Origin of the sequence: Paenibacillus haidiansis, assembly GCF_036553665.1 — a bacterium.
Classification (GTDB): Bacteria; Bacillota; Bacilli; order Paenibacillales; family Paenibacillaceae; genus Fontibacillus; species Fontibacillus haidiansis.
The window spans coordinates 907,150-928,506 of the sequence record NZ_JAZHPZ010000001.1 but is presented as its reverse complement, the minus strand read 5'-3'; the positions used below and the strand labels follow the sequence as shown (position 1 = coordinate 928,506).

Sequence of the window (21,357 nt, the reverse complement as noted above, 5' to 3'; positions counted from 1 at the left end):
TCATGGGTGAAGACGCTAAAGGATACCACTAAGTTCCATAAATCGATGTAAACACGTAAGAAAATAAGCAATACTGCGTTTACAATAAACTTGTAGGTCAGGACTCCGGATTTAAGGGGCCCAGCCGACTATACCGTGTTTCTATTGGAAAAAGTCCAATCAAGAGAACAATTGTACGCCGGCTTCACGGACAGAGTGGAAAAAATCCAATCAAAGCTCCCCGTACCCAAGCCGATCTCTTCCAGGGTTTGTTTTCGTGACCGGATTAGAAGTATAATCAGAGTGATTTGTTCAATATACGAAACATTAGGAGGTATCGCGATGGACCGTTTTCAATTCCATAACCCGACCAAGCTGATATTTGGCAGAGAGCAATTGCAGGCTTTATCCAAAGAAGTTCCGCAGTACGGCAGCAAGGTGCTGCTGGTTTACGGCGGCGGGAGCATTAAACGCAGCGGTTTATACGACAAGGTGACGGCGATTTTGAATGAAATCGGAGCCGAAGTGACGGAACTGTCCGGTGTTGAGCCGAACCCGCGGCTTTCGACGGTACATAAAGGCGTCGAGCTGTGCAAGACGAAAGGGATTGAGCTGGTGCTGGCGGTCGGCGGCGGCAGCGTGCTGGATTGTGCGAAGGCGATTGCGGTGGGCGCCAAATACGACGGCGATATGTGGGATTTCGCCGAGCGGAAGGCCGTGCCGAAAGCCGCGCTGCCGCTCGGAACGGTGCTGACGATGGCGGCAACCGGGTCGGAGATGAACGGCAGCTCGGTTATTTCCAATGAAGAGACGAAGGAGAAATTGGGCTGGGGCAGCATTTATGCTTACCCTGCGTTCTCGATTCTGGAGCCGGAAAATACCGTAACACTGCCGAAGGATCAAACGGTATACGGCATGGTCGATATTATGTCGCATGTGTTCGAGCACTATTTTCACAAGGAAAAAGGCACGCAGGTTCAGGACGGATTCTGCGAAACCGTACTCCGCACCGTGATTGAAACGGCGCCGAAGCTGATCGCCGATCTTGAGAATACGGAATACCGTGAAACTATACTCTTCTGCGGAACCATGGCGCTCAACGGGGTGTTGAATATGGGCTTGTCGGGAGATTGGGCGACCCACAATATCGAGCATGCCGTATCGGCCGTATACGATATTCCGCACGGCGGCGGACTCGCCATTCTGTTCCCGAATTGGATGAAGCATGTTATGCATCATGACATCGCCCGCTTCAAACGGCTTGCGGTCAATGTGTTCGACGTCAATCCGGAGGGCAAAAGCGATGAAGCGATTGCCGAGGAAGGGATCGAGGCGCTGCGCGCTTTCTGGAATTCCATCGGCGCGCCAAGCCGTTTGGCCGATTACGATATCGACGACAGCCATCTGGACGCCATGGCCGAGAAAGCGGTCCGCTTTGGTCCGTTCGGCAACTTTGCTCTGCTTGAGAAGCAGGATGTGCTCGAAATTTACAGAAATTCGTTGTAATATAGCGTAACGTAAACCTCTCTTGAGAAAGAGAGGTTTTTTTTCGTCAAATAGCAGGGGAATTATTGAAACAATGGAGAATTAATTACGTAACAAATTACATATAGTGAAAAGCCGAGGCGGAAAGGGGGAACGATTTGGAGATTTTGTTCTGGAGTTGTTTTGTCGGCGGCGCGATATTCGCACTGATCAGCACGATTCTGGGCGATATAATCGGGAGTTGGCTGGACGGAGTGTTCGATGCGTTTGCGGCGGATTTTTTGAAACCGGTTGTATCGGCATCCGCGATCACCACGTTTGGCGGGGCGGGCATCCTGCTTGTCAGGTATACGGAGTTGGGCTCGACCGCGACTCTGATCATAGCGGCTCTGATCGCGCTGGCCTGCTCCGCACTCATCTATTTCGCCTACGTGAAGCCGATGGAGAACAGCGAGAATTCCATCGGGTATTCACATAACGAGCTGCCCGGCAAGCTGGCCGAAGTGACTGTGCCGATCCCTCCCAAAGGTTATGGAGAAATCATGGTCAAATTCGTTGCGGGGAACACGCTCTATACGGCGTCTAGCTGGGATCGGCGAAACATCCCCGCCGGGGCGCTGGTTGTCATCGTCGATTTGAAAGACGGAGTCGCCCGGGTATCCGAACTATACGAAAGCGAAGAAGAGAAGGAGATGGTGTAATTGTTGGAAAATGTGCCTGATTTTTTGCTGATTCCCCTTGTAGTCATTGCGGTCATTATCGTGCTTGGATTAGCGTTCTGGTCGCGCTATAAAACGGTAAGCCCCGATGAAGCGATGCTTGTGACGGGATCTTTCCTGGGGAATCGCAATATCTCCCAGGACGATTCCGGCCGCAAAATCAAAATCGTCCGCGGCGGCGGCGCGTTCATATGGCCGATCTTCCAAAAGGCCGAATTCATGTCGCTGCTGTCCCACAAACTGGACGTCATGACGCCGGAGGTATACACCGAACAGGGGGTTCCCGTATCGGCGGACGGAGTCGCCATCATCAAGGTAGGCAGCTCGGTGGAGGACGTGGCGACCGCGGCCGAACAATTCCTGGGCAAGCCGATCGAGTCGCTGAAAGGGGAGGCGCAGGAAGTGCTGGAAGGGCATCTTCGGTCCATCCTCGGGGCGATGACGGTCGAGGAGGTTTACCGCAACCGCGATAAGTTCGCCCAGGAAGTACAGGGGGTGGCGGCGCGCGATCTCAAGAAGATGGGCCTGCAAATCGTCTCATTTACGATTAAGGACGTGCGCGATAAGCATGGTTACCTGGAGGCGCTCGGTAAGCCGCGGATCGCGGCGGTCAAGCGGGACGCCGAAATTGCCGAAGCCGAAGCACTGCGGGATTCGCGAATCCAAAAGGCGCTCGCCGAGGAGTCCGGCCAGAAGGCGGAGCTGCTTCGCGACACGAATATCGCCGAGGCGGTCAAGGAGAAGGAGCTGAAGGTGGCTTCCTTTAAGAAGGATCAGGACACGGCCAAAGCGGAAGCGGACCAGGCCTACCATATTCAAGAGGCCCGGGCCAAGCAAACGATGGTCGAGGAGCAAATGAAGGTAGAACTTGTCCGCAAAGAGCGGGAAATCGATTTGCAGGATAAAGAAATTGCGGTCCGCCAGAAGCAGTATGACGCGGAAGTGAAGAAAAAGGCCGACGCCGACCGGTACGCGGTGGAGCAGGCCGCCGAGGCCGACAAAGTCCGCAAGATGAAGGAAGCGGACGCGCTGCAATACTCCATTGAAACGCAGGCGAAGGCTTCCGCCGAGCAAAAGCGGCTGGAGGGCCTTGCCATCGCCGACGCCGAGCGGGCCAAAGGTACGGCGGATGCGGAAATTATCCGCCTGCGGGGTCTAGCGGAAGCCGAAGCGAAAGAAAAGCTGGCCGAAGCGTTCCAAAAATTCGGCGAGGCGGCGGTTCTCGATATCGTCGTCAAAATGCTGCCCGATCTGGCCGGGAAGATCGCCGCTCCGATTTCGACTATCGACAAGCTGACGGTAGTGGATACCGGCAAGGGAGAAGGGGCCGCCCGCGTCAGCAATTATGTGACCGAGCTGATGGCGACCGCTCCGGAAATGTTGAAAAACGTCTCCGGGATCGAGCTGGATCAGCTGATCAAAGGCTTGACGAAAGGCAAGGCGGCGCCGCCGGCATCGCCGGCCAAGGAGCCCGTTCCGGCGGCCAAGTCGTCTGTACTGCTGGAAAGCGCGGCATCCACGGAGTCATTGTAAAAACCGGCATTTACAAAGCATCTCTCCATAACGGAGGGATGCTTTTGTATTATTTGCAGGAATGGCTGGCAAGTATAAGAGACGTCGATTATAATAGGCATGAAGCGTTCCGGAGAAATCATGCAGTTTAAATGAGGTGCAATTGTGAACAGCCTACAAGTGGCGAAAGCGTTGAATAACAATGTCATTATTGCTCATCATCCCGAGCACGGCGAAGTGGTTGTGATCGGCAAAGGCATTGGCTTTAACCGGAAAACAGGCGACTCCATTCCGCTCGAATCGGTCGAGAAGATGTTTATTCTGACCAGCCGGCATGAACAGGAGCAATACAAACAGCTTGCTGTCGAGGTTGACGAGCGGCTGATCGAGATCATCGGCGAGATCGTGTCGTATATTTCGCAGAGAACGGGAACCGCTCTCAACGAGCATATTCATATCGCGCTCACGGATCATCTTGCGTTTGCCATCAAGCGGGCCGGGCAGGATATCGCATTCCACAATCCGTTCCTGTACGAAACGAAGGAAATATACCCGCTCGAATATGAATTGGCGGAGTATGCGATCGGTTTGATTCATCGGAAATTGGGCGTCGATCTGGGAGAAGACGAAATCGGCTTTGTCGCCCTGCATATCAACAGCGCGATGACGAACCGGCATATCAGCGAAGTCCGCGGGCATACCGAGCTCATTGCCGATTTGGTATCCCTTGTGGAAAAAGAGCTGAACGTTACGATTTTGCGGAATTCCTTGGACTATTCCCGCCTTCTGACGCACCTGCGGTTTGCGATCGAACGCATCCGGCGCGGAGAGCAGGTCGGCGAAGTGGAGAAGCTGGATAACCTGCTCAAAGAGGAATATCCGGAATTGTATTCGCTCGCCTGGAAGCTGACGAAGATCATGGAAAAGCGGCTTAACAAACCCGTTTACCCGGCGGAAGCAGGCTATCTTACGATGCATTTGCACCGCGTGGCGCCTCCCCAAATTCAATAAAACAGCGCTTGCGCTGATTGAATTGGTTTGCTATAATCTTTTGCGTTGAACAACAAAATACTTGAACAATGTGTAACTGATTCGATCAGGCATGAGTTGATTAAGGTTTTTGATTGTGTAACTGCTTTGTGGGGTATTATACCCTAAAGCGGGATACGATCCGAAACTTTACGGCTCATGCTTTTTTTGTTGTTTATGACATCAATTGATTACTTGGTAGGAGGATGTTTATGTTCAAAAGGCTATTCGGAGTTCTGCAGCGGGTTGGTAAAGCGCTCATGCTGCCAGTGGCCCTGTTGCCTGCCGCCGGTCTTCTGCTGGGAATCGGGAATATGCTGGTCAGTCCGGAATTCCTCGATCTCGTTCCGGCTCTCGATAATCATATCGTAAGCGCTATTGCGACGGTCATGATGAATGCCGGGCAAATCGTCTTTACGAATCTAGCGCTGCTGTTTGCGGTCGGCGTGGCGGTCGGACTCGCCGGGGGCGAAGGCGTAGCCGGGCTCGCCGCGATCATCGGTTACCTGGTCATGAATGTGACGATGGGCTCCGTGATCGGCGTAGTCCCGTCCATGGTCGGTACCGATCCGGCCTATGCTAATGTTCTGGGGATTCCGACACTGGCTACCGGTGTGTTCGGCGGGATTATCGTCGGGATACTCGCCGCGAGCATGTATAACCGGTTTTTCAAAATCGAATTGCCGTCCTATCTGGGCTTCTTCGCCGGGAAACGCTTCGTTCCGATTATGACGGCGGCAACCTCGGTGATACTGGGCTTGATCATGGTTGTGATCTGGCCACCGATCCAGTCGGGACTGAATGCGGCTTCGCATTTTATGCTGGAGCAAAACCGGACACTGTCCGCGTTTATTTTCGGGATCGTGGAGCGCGCGCTCATTCCTTTCGGTCTCCATCACATTTTCTATTCGCCGTTCTGGTTTGAATTCGGAGAATATATTAACAGCGCCGGGCAGCTGGTGCGCGGCGACCAGCAAATCTTCATGGCGCAATTGCGCGACGGCGTGCCGTTTACGGCGGGCACGTTCATGACGGGTAAATTCCCGTTCATGATGTTCGGCCTTCCGGCCGCGGCGCTGGCGATTTATCACGAGGCCAGACCCGAACACAAGAAGTACGTAGCGGGCATTATGGGCTCCGCGGCCCTGACCTCGTTCCTGACGGGGATTACCGAACCGCTCGAGTTTTCATTCTTGTTCGTGGCGCCGGTGCTGTTCGCGGTACACTGCGTGTTCGCGGGCTTGTCGTTTATGACGATGCATATCCTCGGCGTTAAAATCGGCATGACTTTTTCCGGCGGGTTGATCGACTTCCTGATCTTTGGGGTTATCCCGGGACGCACCCCATGGTGGTATGTCATCATCGTCGGATTGATTCTCGCCGTCATCTACTATTTCGGCTTCCGGTTTGTCATCCGCAAATTCAATCTGAAGACGCCGGGCCGCGAAGACCCTTCAGCAGAGAACGAGGGCGATTCGCAACAAGGCAAGAACGTAACGCAAGACGAGCTTCCGCATAACATTCTTGCGGCGCTCGGCGGCGGCCCCAATATTGCCCACTTGGACGCTTGCATTACCCGTCTTAGAGTGGAAGTCAAAGACAAAGGCAATGTCGATAAAGACCGCCTGAAGAAGCTGGGCGCCTCCGGCGTTCTGGAAGTCGGGAATAACATCCAGGCGATTTTCGGGACGCGGTCCGATACGATCAAATCCCAAATCGCCGATATTATGAGCGGCAAAACGCCGCGGATCGAGACCAAGCCCGACGCTCCGGCCGAAGAGCCGAAACCGGCGGCCGTGGAGCAGCAAGCCGCTCAAGACGGAGACGCGGTGATCCAGGAGGACATCGTGATGCCCGTCAATGGCGAACTGTTGGATATCACCAAGGTTCCCGATCCGGTATTTTCGGAGAAGATGACCGGCGACGGCTTTGCGGTACTGCCGCATGACGGAAATATCTGCTCCCCGGTATACGGCAAAGTGTTCAACGTATTCCCGAGCAAACACGCCGTGGGCATCATGTCCGACGGAGGCAAGGAAGTGCTGGTGCATATCGGGGTGAACACGGTGAAGCTGAAAGGCCAGGGCTTCAAGGTGCTGGTCAATGAAGGCGACCTTGTCGCCGCGGGGCAGCCGATTATGGAAGTGGATCTGGAGTATGTTAAAGAGCATGCGCCTTCGATCATTTCGCCAATCATTTTCTCGAACCTTCCGGAAGGTGCGGCGGTGACACTGAAGAAATCGGGTACCCTTAAAAAAGGCGAGGAAGATATTATCTCGATCCATTAAGTATTCATGACGAAGGCAGAAATTGGATTTGGCAACAACGATCCCTTACAATAAAGGGAGAATTCTTATAAGAAAGCGAGATGCATATCACATGGAAAAAAACTTTAGAATTACGGATGAAGACGGAATTCATGCACGCCCGGCCACGGCTCTGGTCAACACGGCGAATAAATTTAAGGATACCGAAGCTTTCGCCGAAGCGAACGGCAAAAGAGTGACGCTTAAATCGATTCTTGGGGTGCTTTCTCTGGGCTTGGAAAAAGGGGATTCGATCAAATTGGTGGTGGAAGGCGAAAGCGCCGCCGAAGCGCTCCAAGCGCTTAGCGACGTTATGATCAACGAAGGGTTAGGCGAAGTGAATGCTTAAGATCGACGGCATTGCCGCGTCGGCCGGTGTTGCGATCGCCCCCGTTTTTAAGCTTTCTCATCCGGATTTTACGGTGAAGCGCCAAAAAGCGGAAGATCCTGCCGCGGAGCTGAACCGTTTGGAGGATGCGCTGGCAAAGTCCCGCCAGGAGCTCGAAGCGATTAAAGACCGTACGCTCCGGGAGCTGGGCGAGAAAAAAGCGGAGATCTTCGAATCCCATTTGCTCATCCTGAACGACCCGGAGCTGCTGACTCCGGTGCGCGATAAAATATCGGCGGAGATTGTGACGGCCGAATACGCGCTGGACGAGGTTTCAAAGCAATTCGTCAGTATGTTCGAGAATATGAAGAGCGCTTATCTCCAGGAGCGCGCGGCCGATATGCGGGATGTGACCAAGCGGGTGCTTACGCACCTGCTGGGGCTCTCCTACGTAAGCCCCGCCGAGATCAGCGAGAAGGTTATCGTGGTCGCCGAGGACCTGACGCCTTCGGATACCGCCCAGCTAAACCGGAATTATGTCAAGGGATTTACGACGAATATCGGCGGCCGGACCTCGCATTCGGCGATCATGGCCCGGTCGCTGGAAATTCCGGCGGTCGTCGGCACGAAGGATGTGCTTGCCCGGGTAAATTCGGGCGACATGCTGATCGTCGACGGGCTGGACGGAGCCGTCATCGTCAACCCGACACCGGAGACGCTCCGGGAGTACGAAGCCAAGCGCGACAACCATCTCCGGCAAATCGCCGAGTGGAAGAAGCTGCGCGAGCTTCCGACCGTGTCGAAAGACGGCGTTCACGTCGAGTTGGCGGCCAATATCGGTACGCCGAACGATGTGGCCGGCGTGTTGGAGAACGGCGGGGAAGGCGTCGGTCTGTACCGGACCGAATTCCTGTACATGGGACGGAGCGAGCTGCCTTCGGAGGAAGTCCAGTTCAACGCTTACAAAACGGTGCTGGAGAAAATGGAAGGCAAGCCGGTCGTTGTCCGGACGCTCGACATTGGCGGCGACAAGGAGCTGCCTTATCTCGATCTGCCGAAGGAAATGAACCCGTTCCTCGGCTTCCGGGCGGTACGCCTTTGCCTGGAGCGGACCGATATATTCCGCACCCAGCTGCGCGCCCTGTTGCGCGCAAGCACGTTCGGTAACCTGCGGATCATGTTCCCGATGATCGCCACGCTGGATGAGTTCCGGCAGGCCAAAGCGCTGCTTACGGAAGAGAAGGAGAAGCTTACCGCCGAAGGCGTTAAGGTTTCCGATTCGATTCAGCTCGGCATCATGGTCGAAATTCCTTCGACCGCCGTACTTGCCGATCATTTCGCCAAGGAAGTCGATTTCTTCAGTATCGGAACGAACGACCTCATTCAATATACGATGGCGGCCGACCGGATGAACGAGCGTGTCTCTTACTTGTATCAGCCGTATAATCCGGCGATTCTGCGCCTCGTGAAAATGGTCATCGACGCAGCCCACAAGGAAGGCCGCTGGGCGGGCATGTGCGGAGAAATGGCGGGCGACGCCACGGCCATTCCGCTGCTGCTGGGTCTCGGCCTCGATGAATTCAGCATGAGCGCGACTTCGATTCTTCCGGCCCGCTCGCAAATTTCGCGGCTGTCCAAAGCGGAAATGAAGGAGCTTGCCGAACAAGCGCTGCAAATGCAAACCGCCGAAGAGGTAGTCGAATTGGTGCGCGGAATCGGACAATAGGCATTTTTTTCAACTCGTTTATTTTGGGTCTCTTCCTATTTACCGGCGTCTACGGACGCCGGTTTTTTTGCCGCCTGCCAGCCATTCTCCCGTTCTCCCTTTTTGCGTGATCCTGTTAGGGAACTGCGGAATTTGGGTAAGATAGTTATATGGCATAAAAATCAGGAGGTAGATGCAATATGGCTGCAACCCATCAAACCTTGCATTTGGATGCTGCTCGACGGGAGGACTTTACCAAGGCCTCGTTACGTCAACTGCGGGAAAACGGCCGGATTCCGGCTGTCATATATGGAGCCCAAACGGAGAGCCTTTCGGTTCATGTCGACGCCAAAGAATTGACCAGGGTGTCGCGGACGGGGCGTTCGGAGTTTTTCGATCTGAAGGTGGAGGGCGGAGAAACGTTCCCGGCCTTAATCAAAGAGATCCAGCAGCGGGGCGGTAATGTCGTCCATGTCGATTTCCTGAAAGTATCGAAGAACAGACCGATTCGCGTTAGGGTCCCGCTGCATTTTAGCGGAACCGCTGAAGGAACCAAGGCCGGCGGTGTGCTGCAGATTCAGGCCACGGAGCTGGAAGTGGAAGGCTTGCCGGACGATCTTCCGGCCACGATTGAACCCGATGTGACCGCGCTGGGAATCGGCGATAAATTGACGGCGGCGGATGTGAGCCTGCCGCAGGGCGTTACGCTCATCGCCGCCGGGGATGAATTGCTCGCTTCGGTCGTTCTGCCGCAGGTGATCGAGGGGGATACCGAGGACGGGGACGAGGAAGCGGAGTCTGCAGGCGCCGCCGATACGGAAGCGGAAGCCAAGGAATAATCGCGGGCGAAACCGCGACAATGAAGAGGATGGCCGGATGGCCGTCCTTTTTTTGCTGGGAAAAACCAAACGATTCTCTCCCAATCTCTTAACTTGACGAATCCCGATTTTGTAACTAGAATGGTTGCAGGATTAAACTATGAATTTTAACTATTCTCTGGGGAAAGAGGGGATTTCATGCCGCCGAAAAAACAGACGAACGCCTTGGCGCAGCGGAAATCGGCAAAAGAACAATTGGTGCAGCAGCAGCGGAAAAGAAGACTGATCTGGTTCTCCACCGTGGGAGTTTTGCTTGTCCTGATCATCGTGGTATTGTCTTTGGACCCGAAGCCCGTCGTTAAGGCCGCTTCATTCGACTACGAGAATCTGCCGATGCTTGGCCAAAGCGATGCTCCGGTAAAGATCGTGGAATTCGGGGATTTCAAATGTCCTTCCTGCAAAATAGCCAACGATACGATCAAGCCGCAGCTCGTCAGTGATTATATAGACCAGGGGAAGGTCGCCTTTTACTTTATGAATCTGCCGTTTCTCGGAGCGGATTCGACGACCGCCGCGCTGGCGGTACAATCCGTATACCATCAGAACAAGGACGCTTTCTGGACTTATTTTGACGCGATTTACGACAATCAGGGCGATGAGCAAACCGAATGGGCCACGGCCGATTTGCTGGTCGGGCTGGCGGAAGAAATCGGGCTGGAAGTCGATTATGACCTGCTCCGGAGCGATATCGAAAATAAAACCTACCTCAATGAAGTCAACGAGCAGTACGGCAAAGCGAACGACTTGAAGATCACAGGTACGCCTACTTTCTATATCGACGGTGTCCAGTACACCGGCAGCTTCGCCGACTATAGTGAATTCAAACAGGCCGTAGAAGACGCCTTGAAGAATTAATTTTGCGGTAGGGGGAGTATGGATGGCTTCTTTGTTCAAAAATTACGGCATTTATCTCGCTTGGCTGGTCTCGCTGGTAGCTACCGCGGGCAGCTTGTATTTAAGCGAAATACTGCATTATGAACCTTGCAGATTGTGCTGGTTTCAGCGGATCTTCATGTACCCCCAAGTCATTATTCTGGGGATCGCCGCTTACCGCAATGACCGTTCGGCAGCCATCTATGCCATTCCTCTCAGTGCGATCGGCGGTTCGATCTCGGTGTACCACTACGCCGAACAAAAAATTCCGGCGCTGGCCAAGCTGCTCCCGTGCAAAGTGGGGATTCCCTGCAATTTCGATTATTTGAACTGGTGGGGCTTCATCACCATTCCGCTGATGGCGCTGGTCGCGTTCGTATTGATCATCGTGCTTATGGCCGTGGCCCGGAAAGGGGCAGAGGCCGATGAAGCGGTTCAAGAGATGCAAGCACCGCAGGAGTCTTAAAACGCGCAGGGCATCAAGGGATAATTCCGGACGAGGATGGGAAAATAAGAAGGGGCATTCCCAAATTCCATCCGAAAGGAAGTATGCAATTTGTTGCTAGGCTCCCATGAAGCGCATGAATTAAATGAATTGTTGATGAGCTGCACGAATTCGATTCAAAGTATGGCCCTGTTCCTCAACCAGGCGCAGGACACCGAACTGCGGGATATGATTTCCCGTCACTATGCGGTCCATATTCAAGATTATAATATGAAAGTGGAATTCGCTTCGAAAACGCAGGGCTCCCGAGATCAGTTGAACGTACCGCAAATTCAGGCTATGCCGAATCCGGGCATGCAGGCTCCGGCAAGCTACCAGCCGGTTCAGCCGCAGATCAAGCTGAACCAGCTGGACGACCGGGGCATCGCCACCTCCTACCTGCTGACGCTGAAACGGGCAGGGCGGGAATATGCCTGGTCCGCTTTCGAGTGCTCGACGGTGCAGCTTCGCGTATTTTTGGAAGATGCATTCCGGATGTGCTCCCATCAGGCCTATGAAGTATGGAGCTACATGGTACGCAAAGGCTGGTATATGGCGCAGCCCGCTCCGGATCAAACCTTGCAAACAATGGGGCAGATCTACCGCGAGGTGCCGTATCATCAGCCGATGAATATGTACCGTTAAGGAATATGCTCCGCAGAAAGCCGTGTTTTGCCGCAGAATGGATAGCGGTAAGAACACGGCTTTTGTATTGCGGTCGGTTGCGTTATATACAATTTAATGTGAATATTGCTTGCGAAATTGCTGGGGCGAGCAGCCGTTTTTCAATGTGAACCGATTGGAGAAATAAGGAGTGTTCTTGAACCCGACCTCGCGTGCGATCCCGGAAATCGGCCATTCGGTTTTGAGCAGCAGCAGCTTGGCCTGTTCCAGCCGGTAATGCAGCAAATATTCATTCGGCGTCATGCCGTAAACCTGCTTCATGCACCGGGTGATGTAATTGTAATGAAAGTGCAAAGCCTCCGAAAAGCTTTCGCTGGTCAACTCGGAGCGGTAGTTGTTCTTAATGAACGCTTCGGCCTGTTCCGCCAATGTGACGACCGGTGAAGCGTATTGTTCCAATTGGCGCAGGTCCATCATGCGGAGCAGCTCCTCGAAGGTCTGCTGCGAAGACCAATAAGCGCTGGATTGACGCTCCGCCGAGTATCCAAGCAGCTTGTCCATCAGCTGATAGGTTTGCTCAGGATAGGGAAGATCCCACATTTTCGGAAGTTGGATCGAATAGGGCAGGGCTCCGAATTTACGGACATGTTCTTCCGTCTGCAGCGTGGGGGGGACGGCGGGCGAGGTTTCCTGCCACGCACAAACCGTCCGAAAGTGCAGCCAGTAAAAGGAACACCGGTCCTCGCACGGCTTTACGGCGAAATGATACCGGTCCGGCAGCAGCAGAAGCGATTGGCCCGGACCGAGTGCCCACTCGCGGTTCTCTTCCCCGATGAACAAAATGCCCGACTCGACAAACAGCAAGTCGAACACCCCGATATTGTGCCGGTTCGGATGCTGATCTCCGGCAGCGTAAACGGTATGGCCGCATTCGAGAAAATACGGCGCCGGAGGAGCCGAGATCCGTACGATTTCAGCGGCTTGGCTCATGCTGTGAGAACCTCCTTTTTACTGTGTGAAATATTATAAACATTAGGTTGATTATATTTATATTATTTATTAAATATATGCGTTAGAATGAATCTTGTCAGTATGATATTTCAAAAAAGGAGGATTCTCCATCATGTGTGGCAATGAATCGGTTCACAACCATAAATCAACTTCGATGGCTCACTCTTCCAGGGTTCCTTTAAACCGGGTGAACATTCGCGATGAATTTTGGAGTTATTATATTAATCTGGTGCGCGACGTGGTCATTCCGTATCAATGGGATGCGCTCAACGACCGGGTGAACAGCGCGGAGCCAAGCGGGGCGGTACGCAATTTCCGGATCGCGGCGGGCTTGGAGCAGGGCGAATTTTACGGGATGGTGTTTCAGGACAGCGATGTCGCCAAATGGCTGGAGGCCGTGGCGTATATGCTCGAATCGGACCCGGACCCGGCGCTGGAGGAAATCGCCGACGGGATGATCGATATCATCGCGATGGCCCAGCAGGAAGACGGATATTTGAACACCTACTTTACGGTCAAAGAACCCGGCCAAAGATGGACCAATTTGGCGGAATGCCATGAGCTTTATTGCGCCGGTCATATGATCGAAGCGGGGGTTGCCTATTACCGGGCGACGGGCAAACGCAAATTGCTGGATGTCGTCAGCCGGTTCGCCGATTATATTGACAGCGTTTTCGGAACCGAGCCGGGGAAACTGGCCGGTTATGACGGCCATCAGGAGATCGAGCTCGCGCTGGTCAAGCTGTATCAAGCGACAGGCAATGAAAGGTACTTGCGGCTTAGCCGCTATTTTGTGGATCAACGGGGCCAAAAACCGAGCTTCTTTGCCCATGAGCACAAGGAGCGCGGCGGGAAATCGCATTGGCCGGACGGATATGCGGCATTAAATTTGGAATACAGCCAGTCGCATCTGCCCGTTAGGGAACAAGAGAAGGCGATCGGCCATGCGGTCCGGCTGCTTTATATGCTGACCGGGATGGCGGATGTGGCCGCCGAGACGGGGGACGAATCCCTGCTGGCCGCGTGCCGCCGGCTGTGGGACAATATCGTGAACCGGCAGATGTACATTACCGGCGGGGTCGGTTCTATGCCGCAGGGCGAGGCATTCTCTTTCGATTACGATCTGCCGAACGATACGGTCTATGCCGAAACCTGCGCCTCCATCGGCTTGATTTTCTTCGCACAGCGGATGCTGCGGATTTCGCCGGAAGCGCAGTTTGCCGATGTGATGGAAAGAGCGCTCTATAACACCGTTGTTGGAGGGATGTCCCGGGACGGCAAGCATTTCTTTTACGTCAATCCGCTGGAGGTCGATCCAAAGGCGTGCGGCGGCGGCAACCGGAAGTACGACCATGTCAAGCCGGTGCGCCAGGAATGGTTCGGCTGCGCCTGCTGCCCGCCTAACGTGGCCCGGCTGCTCGCCTCCTTGGGCGAATACATTTACACGGTGCAAGGAGACAGCATTTACACCCATCTGTATATCGGCGGGGAAGCGAAGCTCGAGGTCGGCGGACAGCAGGTCGGCATTAAGCAAACCTCCCATTATCCTTGGGACGGGCGCATTTCGCTGGAGGTGACCCCGGAGCAAGCGGGCAGCGCTTTCGCGCTCGCCGTGCGGATTCCGGGCTGGTGCAAACAGGCTGTGCTGACGGTGAACGGCGCGGCTTATCCGCTGGACGCAGGAACGGTCGTGAACGGCTATGCCGTCATCGAGCGGTCGTGGCAGCCCGGCGATCTCGTAGAGCTGAATCTCGATATGCCGGTACTGCGCATGCACAGCCATCCCCTGGTACGCGCGAACGCCGGCAAGGTCGCTCTGCAGCGGGGACCGCTTGTTTATTGCCTCGAGCAGGCGGACAACGGGCCGAATCTGCATGAGATCATGCTGCCTCGGGAGGTCCAACTGGAAGCCGGGCGGGAGGATTTGTTGGGCGACGTCGTTACCGTCCGGGCCGAGGTGCTCCGGCTTCGCGAATCGGACTGGAACGGGGAACTGTACAGTGACAAGCCGACTCCGGAGGCGAAACGCGAAACGGTCAAGTTTATCCCTTACTACGCTTGGGCAAACCGCGGGGAAGGCGAAATGACCGTGTGGGTACGAGAGCAATAATATGAAAGGAAGACCGATCCATCGGCGGTGAATAAGCCGCAGGGGTCGGTCTTTTCCTTTTTAGAGGGGCCTGGCCGGGAGTGCGAAAGCAAACAGGAATTGAGAATCGGCATGGCTTCCCTGTGACAAGGGCCCAGTTCTCCGCATATGATGCCTAAGACGATCATCTTGTGGCAAAGGAGAGGACGGCTCTGAAAAAGCGAGTTAAAACCACCAAACCCACCACCAGAGCGAGAAAGTCGCTCTACTACGTGGACAATCCGGATATCGACGAGTTGACGATGCTGGAAGAAAGAAAACCGGAGGTTTATCAGCCCCCGATTCCCGAACTGAAAATTCACCAGTCTCCTCCCGTCTTGGAGTATACGGTAACGGAGGAACCGGATCCAGCGGCGGACTTCCTGGAGGAGATGGAAGCGGACATCTTGAATGAGGAGGCTGCGGAGCCGATCCAGGAGGCAGCACGCTCCAGCAAGCTCGAAGCCATTCTTGAAGAGAAGCAGGCCCCCCAATCACCCGGGGGCATTATTTACACCGACGATTTGACGGATGCCGCGGTCACGGGCGATAAAATCGCTCCTTACACGATCGATTCCAGCAAATTGAAAATGGGTATCATTGGTACGGCCTGGATCGCCGACTATGCGGTGCAAGGCAGCAAAATCGCCGACGGGGCCATCTCCGCTTCCAAAATCGCCCCTTCGTCGATCCGCGGGGATCATCTCGTCGACGGTGCCATCGAAGGGAGAAACATCCGCGAGCGCTCGGTGAGCGGCAGCAAGCTGGAAGACGGCAGCATTACCGGGGATAAGCTGGCCGACGGGATCATCGGCGGCAGCAAACTCGCGGACGGTTCGATTGAAGGACGTCATTTAAGCGAGTGGATCGTTACGACGGATCTGCTCCAGGATCAGGCCGTTACCTCAAGCAAAATCCACAGCGGAACCATCCGGTCCATTCACCTGGAAAACGGCGCGGTCGATACCTCCAAGCTGGGGGAATCCTCGGTCACGACCTCGAAGCTTCGGGACGGAGCGGTTACGGCTGCAAAAATGCAAGACGGCGCGGTGGAAAGCCGGCACTTGGCGGAAAACGCCATCACCGTGCGCCACCTGGCTCCGGGGATGATCGGCAACGAGCATCTCGCCGCTTCCAGCATAGCCGCCGAGCATTTGCAAGAGGGAATTATCGCTTCCGCCCATATGGCGGATCAGGTCATCCAGTCCCGTCATATTCAGCCGTGGGCCATCGAATCGGTTCATATCAAGCCGGGGAACGTCGGCGAAGGACAAATCGGCAGCGGCGAAGTTCACGGGCGGCATCTGGCGGATAAGACCATCCTGTCCAACAAGCTGGCCGACCAATCCGTAGGCACTGCGCAAGTGGTGGACCAGGCGATTACCTCATCCAAAATTGCGGATCAAAGCATTCTGCCGAACAAAATCGCCGATGAGGCGGTGCTGACGCGCCATCTTGCCAAATCCGCGGTCCATGGGCCGCAGCTCGCGCCCGAATCTGTAACCTCGTTCCATTTGTCGCCGGGTTCGGTGCTCGGAGAACAGATCGCTCCCGAGGCCGTGCAGGATCGGCATCTGGCACGCGGGGCGGTGAGCGGCGAAAAAATCGAGCTCGGGTCGATCGGCGAAGCGCATCTCGCAAAGGGCGCTGTCGCCGAAAAGCATTTACAGCAAGGCAGCGTCACCGGCTCCAAGCTGGCCGACGGCATTATTACCAGTAATAAGCTCGCGCCCGGCTCCGTAACCGGCACGGCCATCGGCGAAGGGCAGGTCGCATCGCGGCATATCGTCCCCGGCGCGATATCCCGGATGCATCTGGCGGAGAACAGCATCGACAGCAGTCTTTTGCAGGCGGGCACCATCCGGGAGGAGCACCTCGGCAACGGCGTCATCTTTTCCCGGCATTTGCAGGATCATGCGGTGACTTCGCTGAAGCTGTCGCCGGAAAGCGTCACGACCGACAAGCTGAACGATTTGGCGGTCACGGCTTCAAAACTGGCCGAGGGCAGCATTGTTTCCTCGAAAATCGCTCCCGATTCGATTTCTTCCCATCATCTCTCGTCCGGCTCCGTTCAATCGGAGCATTTAAGCGAGGGAGCCGTGACGCATCGGCATCTTGGCGCCGAGTCGGTCGGTTCGGAGCAGGTGCAGCAGGGGGCGTTGCAGGAGCCGCATTTCGCATCGGAAGCCGTATCGGAACGCACGCTGCAAAATGAAGCGGTGACCTCCGGCAAACTGGCTTCAGGCGCGGTAAAATCCCGCCACCTGGCGGAAAACAGCGTGGAAGGAGTTCATCTAGCCACAGGCGTGGTTGATTCCCGGCATATTATTCCAAGCGTGATCAAACGGGAGCATTTAGCGGCCGGACTTAAGAAAGAGGGGCTGCTTCCTTCGGAAGGGGTCGCCGGGGCGGATCTTCAGCCGTCCTCGATCCAGCGGGGCCATTTGCAAAAGGCCGTTGTCGACGGCGATGTGCTGCAGGAGAAATCGGTGGGCTCGCATCATCTCCAGCCCTACTCCGTGCTCGGCCACCATTTGGCAAATGCGGCGGTCCGCAGCGAGCATCTGGTTGAAGGATCGGTCGAAACACGCCATTTGGCCCCGGGCAGCGTCGATGGCTCTCTGATCGGCGACCAGGCTGTCGGGTCACGCCATATCCAATTCAACGCGGTGACGGCGGAGCATTTGTCCACTGATTTACAGGAGAACGGATTGCTGCCGAAGGACGGAATAGGCGGAGAGGATCTCCAGCCCGGTTCCGTCAATCGGGGCCATCTCCAAAAAGGTATCGTCGACGGGGAAGTTTTACAGAACGAGTCGGTCGGGGCCCTACATCTGAAATTACAGTCGATTCAGTGTTTTCATATCATGGATGAGGCGGTTCAAAGCCAGCATATCTCCGCAGGCAACGTACAGTCCCGCCATTTGGCGAAGGGCAGCATCGAAGGGGCGCATCTCGCGGAAGCGGCGGTACAATCCGGCCATATCGCGCCGAATGCGGTCACGGCCTCGCATCTGTCCGCCGAGCTGCTGCGGGACGGTCTGCTGCCGGAAGCCGGCATTGGCGGAGCCCAGCTGCAGCCGGAATCGATCGGGCGCAAGCATTTGCAGGCGGGAGCGGTCAATGCCGCGGTGCTCGGCATCCAGTCCGTCGGCTCGGAGCATCTGCAGCCGAACGCCGTCTACAGCCAGCATCTTTCGACCGGATCGGTACTCGGTAAGCATTTGGGCCATGGCACCATCCAACCGGAGCACCTGTCGGAAGGCGCCGTCGAAGGGGCGCATCTCGCGGAAGTAGCGGTACAGTCGGGCCATATCGCGCCCGGCGCTGTGACGGCATGGCACTTGTCCGCCGATTTGCAGCGGGACGGCTTGCTGCCGGAAGCGGGCGTCGGGAGCGGAGATGTGCAGCCCGGCGCGATCGGCAGCCAGCATTTGCAGCCGGGAGCGGTCGGTGCCGAGGCGCTGGGCCGCGGAGCCGTAAGCCAAAGCCACCTGCAAGCCGGAGCCGTGCATAGCGAGCAATTGGCGGACGGCGCGGTGCGGGAGCAGCATTTGACGAGCGAGATCATCCGGTCCCAGCATTTGACGGAGGGTGCTGTCGAGAGCGCGCACATCACGGAGGCGGCGGTGCAAGCGATCCATATCGGGCCGAACGCGGTAACGGCGTGGCACTTGTCAACCGATCTGCAGCAGGAGGGCTTGCTGCCGGAAGGCGGCATAGGCGGGTCCGATGTGCAACCCGGCGCGATCGGCAGTCATCACTTGCAGGCGGGTGCCGTCGGCTCAGAGGCGCTGGGGTATAGCACGGTAGGCCCGGGCCATTTGCAAGCCGAAGCCGTACAATGCGAGCATTTGGCGGACAGCGCGGTGCGGGAGCAGCATTTGGCGAACGGAATCATCGGACCGCAACATCTGACGGCGGGCACCGTTGAGAGTGCGCATCTGGCGGAAGCGGCGGTACAGGCGATCCATATCGGGCCGAACGCCGTGACGGCATGGCACTTGTCGACCGATCTGCAGCAGAAGGGCTTGCTGCCGGAAGGCGGCATAGGCGGGCCCGATGTGCAGCTTGGAGCGATCGGCAGCCGGCATTTACAGACGGGCGCCGTCGGCGCCGAGGCGCTTGGGCTTGGCGCGGTAGGGTCCGGGCATTTGCAGGCTGGAGCCGTGAGTAGTGAGCACCTGGCGGAAGGCACGGTGCAGGAACAGCATTTGGCGAGAGGAATCATCGGGCCGCAGCATTTGGCCGAAGGCGCCGTTGAGGGCACGCATCTGGCGGAAGCGGCGGTGCAATCGGTTCATCTCGCACCGAGCGCGATAACGACATGGCACTTGTCCCCCGAATTGCAAGAAGGCGGCTTGCTGCCGGAGGGCGGCATCGGCGGGCCCGATGTGCAGCCCGGCGCGATCGGTAGTCATCACTTGCAGGCGGGAGCGGTCGGCGCCGAGGCATTGCGGGTTGGCGCGGTAGGATCGGCGCATTTACAAGCAGGAGCCGTGAGCAGCGAGCACCTGGCGGATGACGCGGTGCGGGAACGGCATTTGGCGAGCGGAATCATCGGACCACAGCATTTGGCCGAAGGCGCCGTTGAGGGCACGCATCTGGCGGAAGCGGCGGTGCAATCGGTTCATCTCGCACCGAGCGCGATAACGGCAAGGCACTTGTCCCCTGAATTGCAGGAAGGCGGCTTGCTGCCTGAGGGCGGGATCAGTGGGGCCGATGTGCAGCATAGTGCGATCGGCAGCCAGCACTTGCAGGCGGGAGCCGTCGGTGCCGAGGCGCTGGGGCATAGCGCCGTAGGACCGGTCCATCTGCAAGCGGGAGCGGTGCATAGCGGGCACCTGGCGGAAGGCGCGGTGCGGGAACAGCATTTGGCGAGCGGAATCATCGGGCCGCAGCATCTTGCTGAAGGCAGCGTCGATGGCACGCATCTGGCGGAAGCGTCGGTACAATCCATTCATATCGGGCCGAACGCAGTAACGGCATGGCACTTGTCGACCGACCTGCAGCAGGAGGGGCTACTGCCAGAGGGCGGCATTGGCGGAGCCGATGTGCAGCCTGGAGCGATCGGCAGCCAGCATCTGGCGAGCGGGATCATCGGGCCGCAGCATCTGGCCGAAGGCGCCGTCGAAGGCGTGCATCTGGCGGAAGCGTCGGTGCAATCGGCTCATATCGAACCTAATGCGGTAACGGCATGGCATCTGTCCGCCGACTTGCAGCGGGACGGTTTGTTGCCGGAAGCTGGAATCAATGGAGCCGACGTACAGCCCGGCACCATCGGCCGCAAGCATTTGCAGGCCGGGTCCGTAGACGGCAAAGTGTTGGGCAGCCATTCCGTCGGCCCGGATCATCTCCAGGCGAATGCCGTGTTCAGCCAGCATCTGGCGAACGGGTCCGTTCTGGAGCATCATCTCGGTAAAGGCGTGATCGGATCGCAGCATTTGACGGAGGGTGCCGTCGAGAGCGTGCATCTGGCGGAAGCGTCGGTGCAATCGGCTCATATCGAACCGAATGTGGTGACGGCATGGCATCTGTCTACCGACTTGCAACGGGACGGTTTGTTGCCGGAGGACGGTATCGACGGAGATGACCTTCAAGCCGGTTCTATCAGCGCCAAGCATTTGCAAGCAGGGGCCGTAACCTCCGAAGCGCTAAACGCAGAGTCCGTCGGCGCGGAGCATCTCCGGCCGGAGGCGGTAAACGGCAGCCATCTGGCTGGCGGAGCCGTACTGGATCGGCATATTGGCGACTCTGCCGTGGGGGCGCGTCATCTGCAGCCTGGTTCGGTGCAGCCCGGGCACTTAACGATAACTCCCGTGCAAACTTTAGCGAATCAGCCGGCGCTGCAGCAATTCGGAATGTGTGCGTTTTTACTTTCGAAAAACGAACAGTCCGTAGATGTTACGGTTATGTTTGAACAGCCGTTTAACAACTCGCAATATGTGCTCGTCGCGATGACGAACCAACCGGCGTATTACGCCACCTTAAAGGAACAGAGCGAGGAAATGGCCATCGTGGAAATAACGCGGATTAAAGAAAGCAATATCAATTACGGGTTTATAACCTGGATCGCGATCGGTAACATCGAATAAACGGGATTTCCGCTTCTATGGATTCAAACTGCAGGGCGGCCGCCGGATTGCTTTCAGCGGCCGCCTTTTTACTATCATGATTTAGCGATAAGCCAGCCGGATTGCCCGGGAAATGATTCAAGCGTGTTGTCATCAGGACAAAAGGTGATAAATGTTGCCACCCTTGTGAATTTAGTTACAGACTTTAATTTCACATGTTCA

At 56.2% G+C, this 21,357-nt stretch carries 14 protein-coding genes; 13 read left to right on the top strand and 1 reads right to left on the bottom strand.

What is annotated here, in order from left to right:
* Positions 1–321 precede the first annotated feature (321 nt).
* The 11 genes from V3851_RS04235 (at position 322) to V3851_RS04185 (ending at position 11,943) form a co-directional block, all read left to right on the top strand.
* Positions 322–1,485, top strand: coding sequence for an iron-containing alcohol dehydrogenase (locus V3851_RS04235; RefSeq protein WP_331845222.1), 1,164 nt, complete (start codon positions 322–324; stop codon positions 1,483–1,485).
* Between the two features lie 137 nt (positions 1,486–1,622).
* Entirely contained in the window at positions 1,623–2,165 is a 543-nt protein-coding gene (locus V3851_RS04230) for a protease (RefSeq protein WP_331845221.1), read from the top strand.
* Positions 2,166–2,177: 12 nt separating this feature from the next.
* Positions 2,178–3,716, top strand: coding sequence for a flotillin family protein (locus tag V3851_RS04225; RefSeq protein ID WP_331845270.1), 1,539 nt, complete (start codon positions 2,178–2,180; stop codon positions 3,714–3,716).
* 144 nt (positions 3,717–3,860) lie between these two features.
* Positions 3,861–4,706 (top strand): glucose PTS transporter transcription antiterminator GlcT, encoded by an 846-nt coding sequence (gene glcT, locus V3851_RS04220; RefSeq protein WP_331845220.1) that lies wholly within the window; start codon positions 3,861–3,863, stop codon positions 4,704–4,706.
* 230 nt (positions 4,707–4,936) lie between these two features.
* A complete protein-coding gene (ptsG, locus tag V3851_RS04215) occupies positions 4,937–7,012 on the top strand; it encodes a glucose-specific PTS transporter subunit IIBC (protein WP_331845219.1) in 2,076 nt (691 codons plus the stop codon).
* Positions 7,013–7,103: 91 nt separating this feature from the next.
* Positions 7,104–7,379, top strand: coding sequence for an HPr family phosphocarrier protein (locus tag V3851_RS04210; RefSeq protein WP_331845218.1), 276 nt, complete (start codon positions 7,104–7,106; stop codon positions 7,377–7,379).
* Positions 7,372–9,084, top strand: a complete 1,713-nt coding sequence (gene ptsP, locus V3851_RS04205; RefSeq protein ID WP_331845217.1) for a phosphoenolpyruvate--protein phosphotransferase — start codon at positions 7,372–7,374, stop codon at positions 9,082–9,084. The genes V3851_RS04210 and ptsP overlap by 8 nt, the downstream gene beginning before the upstream one ends.
* A gap of 179 nt (positions 9,085–9,263) precedes the next feature.
* Positions 9,264–9,902, top strand: coding sequence for a 50S ribosomal protein L25 (locus V3851_RS04200; RefSeq protein WP_331845216.1), 639 nt, complete (start codon positions 9,264–9,266; stop codon positions 9,900–9,902).
* Positions 9,903–10,079: 177 nt separating this feature from the next.
* Complete coding sequence (locus tag V3851_RS04195; protein WP_331845215.1) at positions 10,080–10,796, top strand: DsbA family protein; 717 nt, start codon at positions 10,080–10,082, stop codon at positions 10,794–10,796.
* Positions 10,797–10,818: 22 nt separating this feature from the next.
* Positions 10,819–11,280: a disulfide oxidoreductase gene (locus tag V3851_RS04190; protein WP_331845214.1), complete on the top strand. Its 462-nt coding sequence runs from the start codon at positions 10,819–10,821 to the stop codon at positions 11,278–11,280.
* Between the two features lie 90 nt (positions 11,281–11,370).
* Positions 11,371–11,943, top strand: coding sequence for a spore coat protein (locus tag V3851_RS04185; protein WP_331845213.1), 573 nt, complete (start codon positions 11,371–11,373; stop codon positions 11,941–11,943).
* Between the two features lie 93 nt (positions 11,944–12,036).
* On the opposite strand, the gene V3851_RS04180 is transcribed toward V3851_RS04185, so the two are convergent.
* Positions 12,037–12,912 carry an AraC family transcriptional regulator gene (locus V3851_RS04180; protein ID WP_331845212.1) on the bottom strand — a complete coding sequence of 292 codons (876 nt, stop codon included), beginning with the start codon at positions 12,910–12,912 and terminating at the stop codon, positions 12,037–12,039.
* Between the two features lie 133 nt (positions 12,913–13,045).
* On the opposite strand from V3851_RS04180, the gene V3851_RS04175 reads away from it, so the two are divergent.
* The gene (locus V3851_RS04175) at positions 13,046–15,043 is read left to right on the top strand and encodes a glycoside hydrolase family 127 protein (protein ID WP_331845211.1); all 1,998 of its coding nucleotides are present in this window, start codon (positions 13,046–13,048) and stop codon (positions 15,041–15,043) included.
* 170 nt (positions 15,044–15,213) lie between these two features.
* Positions 15,214–21,156, top strand: a complete 5,943-nt coding sequence (locus V3851_RS04170; RefSeq protein WP_331845210.1) for a WIAG-tail domain — start codon at positions 15,214–15,216, stop codon at positions 21,154–21,156.
* The last annotated feature ends 201 nt before the right edge of the window (positions 21,157–21,357 follow it).

What these genes read in the sequence shown, in the direction of transcription:
- V3851_RS04210 (WP_331845218.1), top strand. Translation starts at nt 7,104, where the DNA reads ATGGAAAAAAACTTTAGAATTACGGATGAAGACGGAATTCATGCACGC.
- ptsP (WP_331845217.1), top strand. Translation starts at nt 7,372, where the DNA reads ATGCTTAAGATCGACGGCATTGCCGCGTCGGCCGGTGTTGCGATCGCC.
- V3851_RS04180 (WP_331845212.1), bottom strand. Translation starts at nt 12,912, where the DNA reads ATGAGCCAAGCCGCTGAAATCGTACGGATCTCGGCTCCTCCGGCGCCG.
- V3851_RS04200 (WP_331845216.1), top strand. Translation starts at nt 9,264, where the DNA reads ATGGCTGCAACCCATCAAACCTTGCATTTGGATGCTGCTCGACGGGAG.
- V3851_RS04195 (WP_331845215.1), top strand. Translation starts at nt 10,080, where the DNA reads ATGCCGCCGAAAAAACAGACGAACGCCTTGGCGCAGCGGAAATCGGCA.
- V3851_RS04175 (WP_331845211.1), top strand. Translation starts at nt 13,046, where the DNA reads ATGTGTGGCAATGAATCGGTTCACAACCATAAATCAACTTCGATGGCT.
- V3851_RS04235 (WP_331845222.1), top strand. Translation starts at nt 322, where the DNA reads ATGGACCGTTTTCAATTCCATAACCCGACCAAGCTGATATTTGGCAGA.
- V3851_RS04190 (WP_331845214.1), top strand. Translation starts at nt 10,819, where the DNA reads ATGGCTTCTTTGTTCAAAAATTACGGCATTTATCTCGCTTGGCTGGTC.
- ptsG (WP_331845219.1), top strand. Translation starts at nt 4,937, where the DNA reads ATGTTCAAAAGGCTATTCGGAGTTCTGCAGCGGGTTGGTAAAGCGCTC.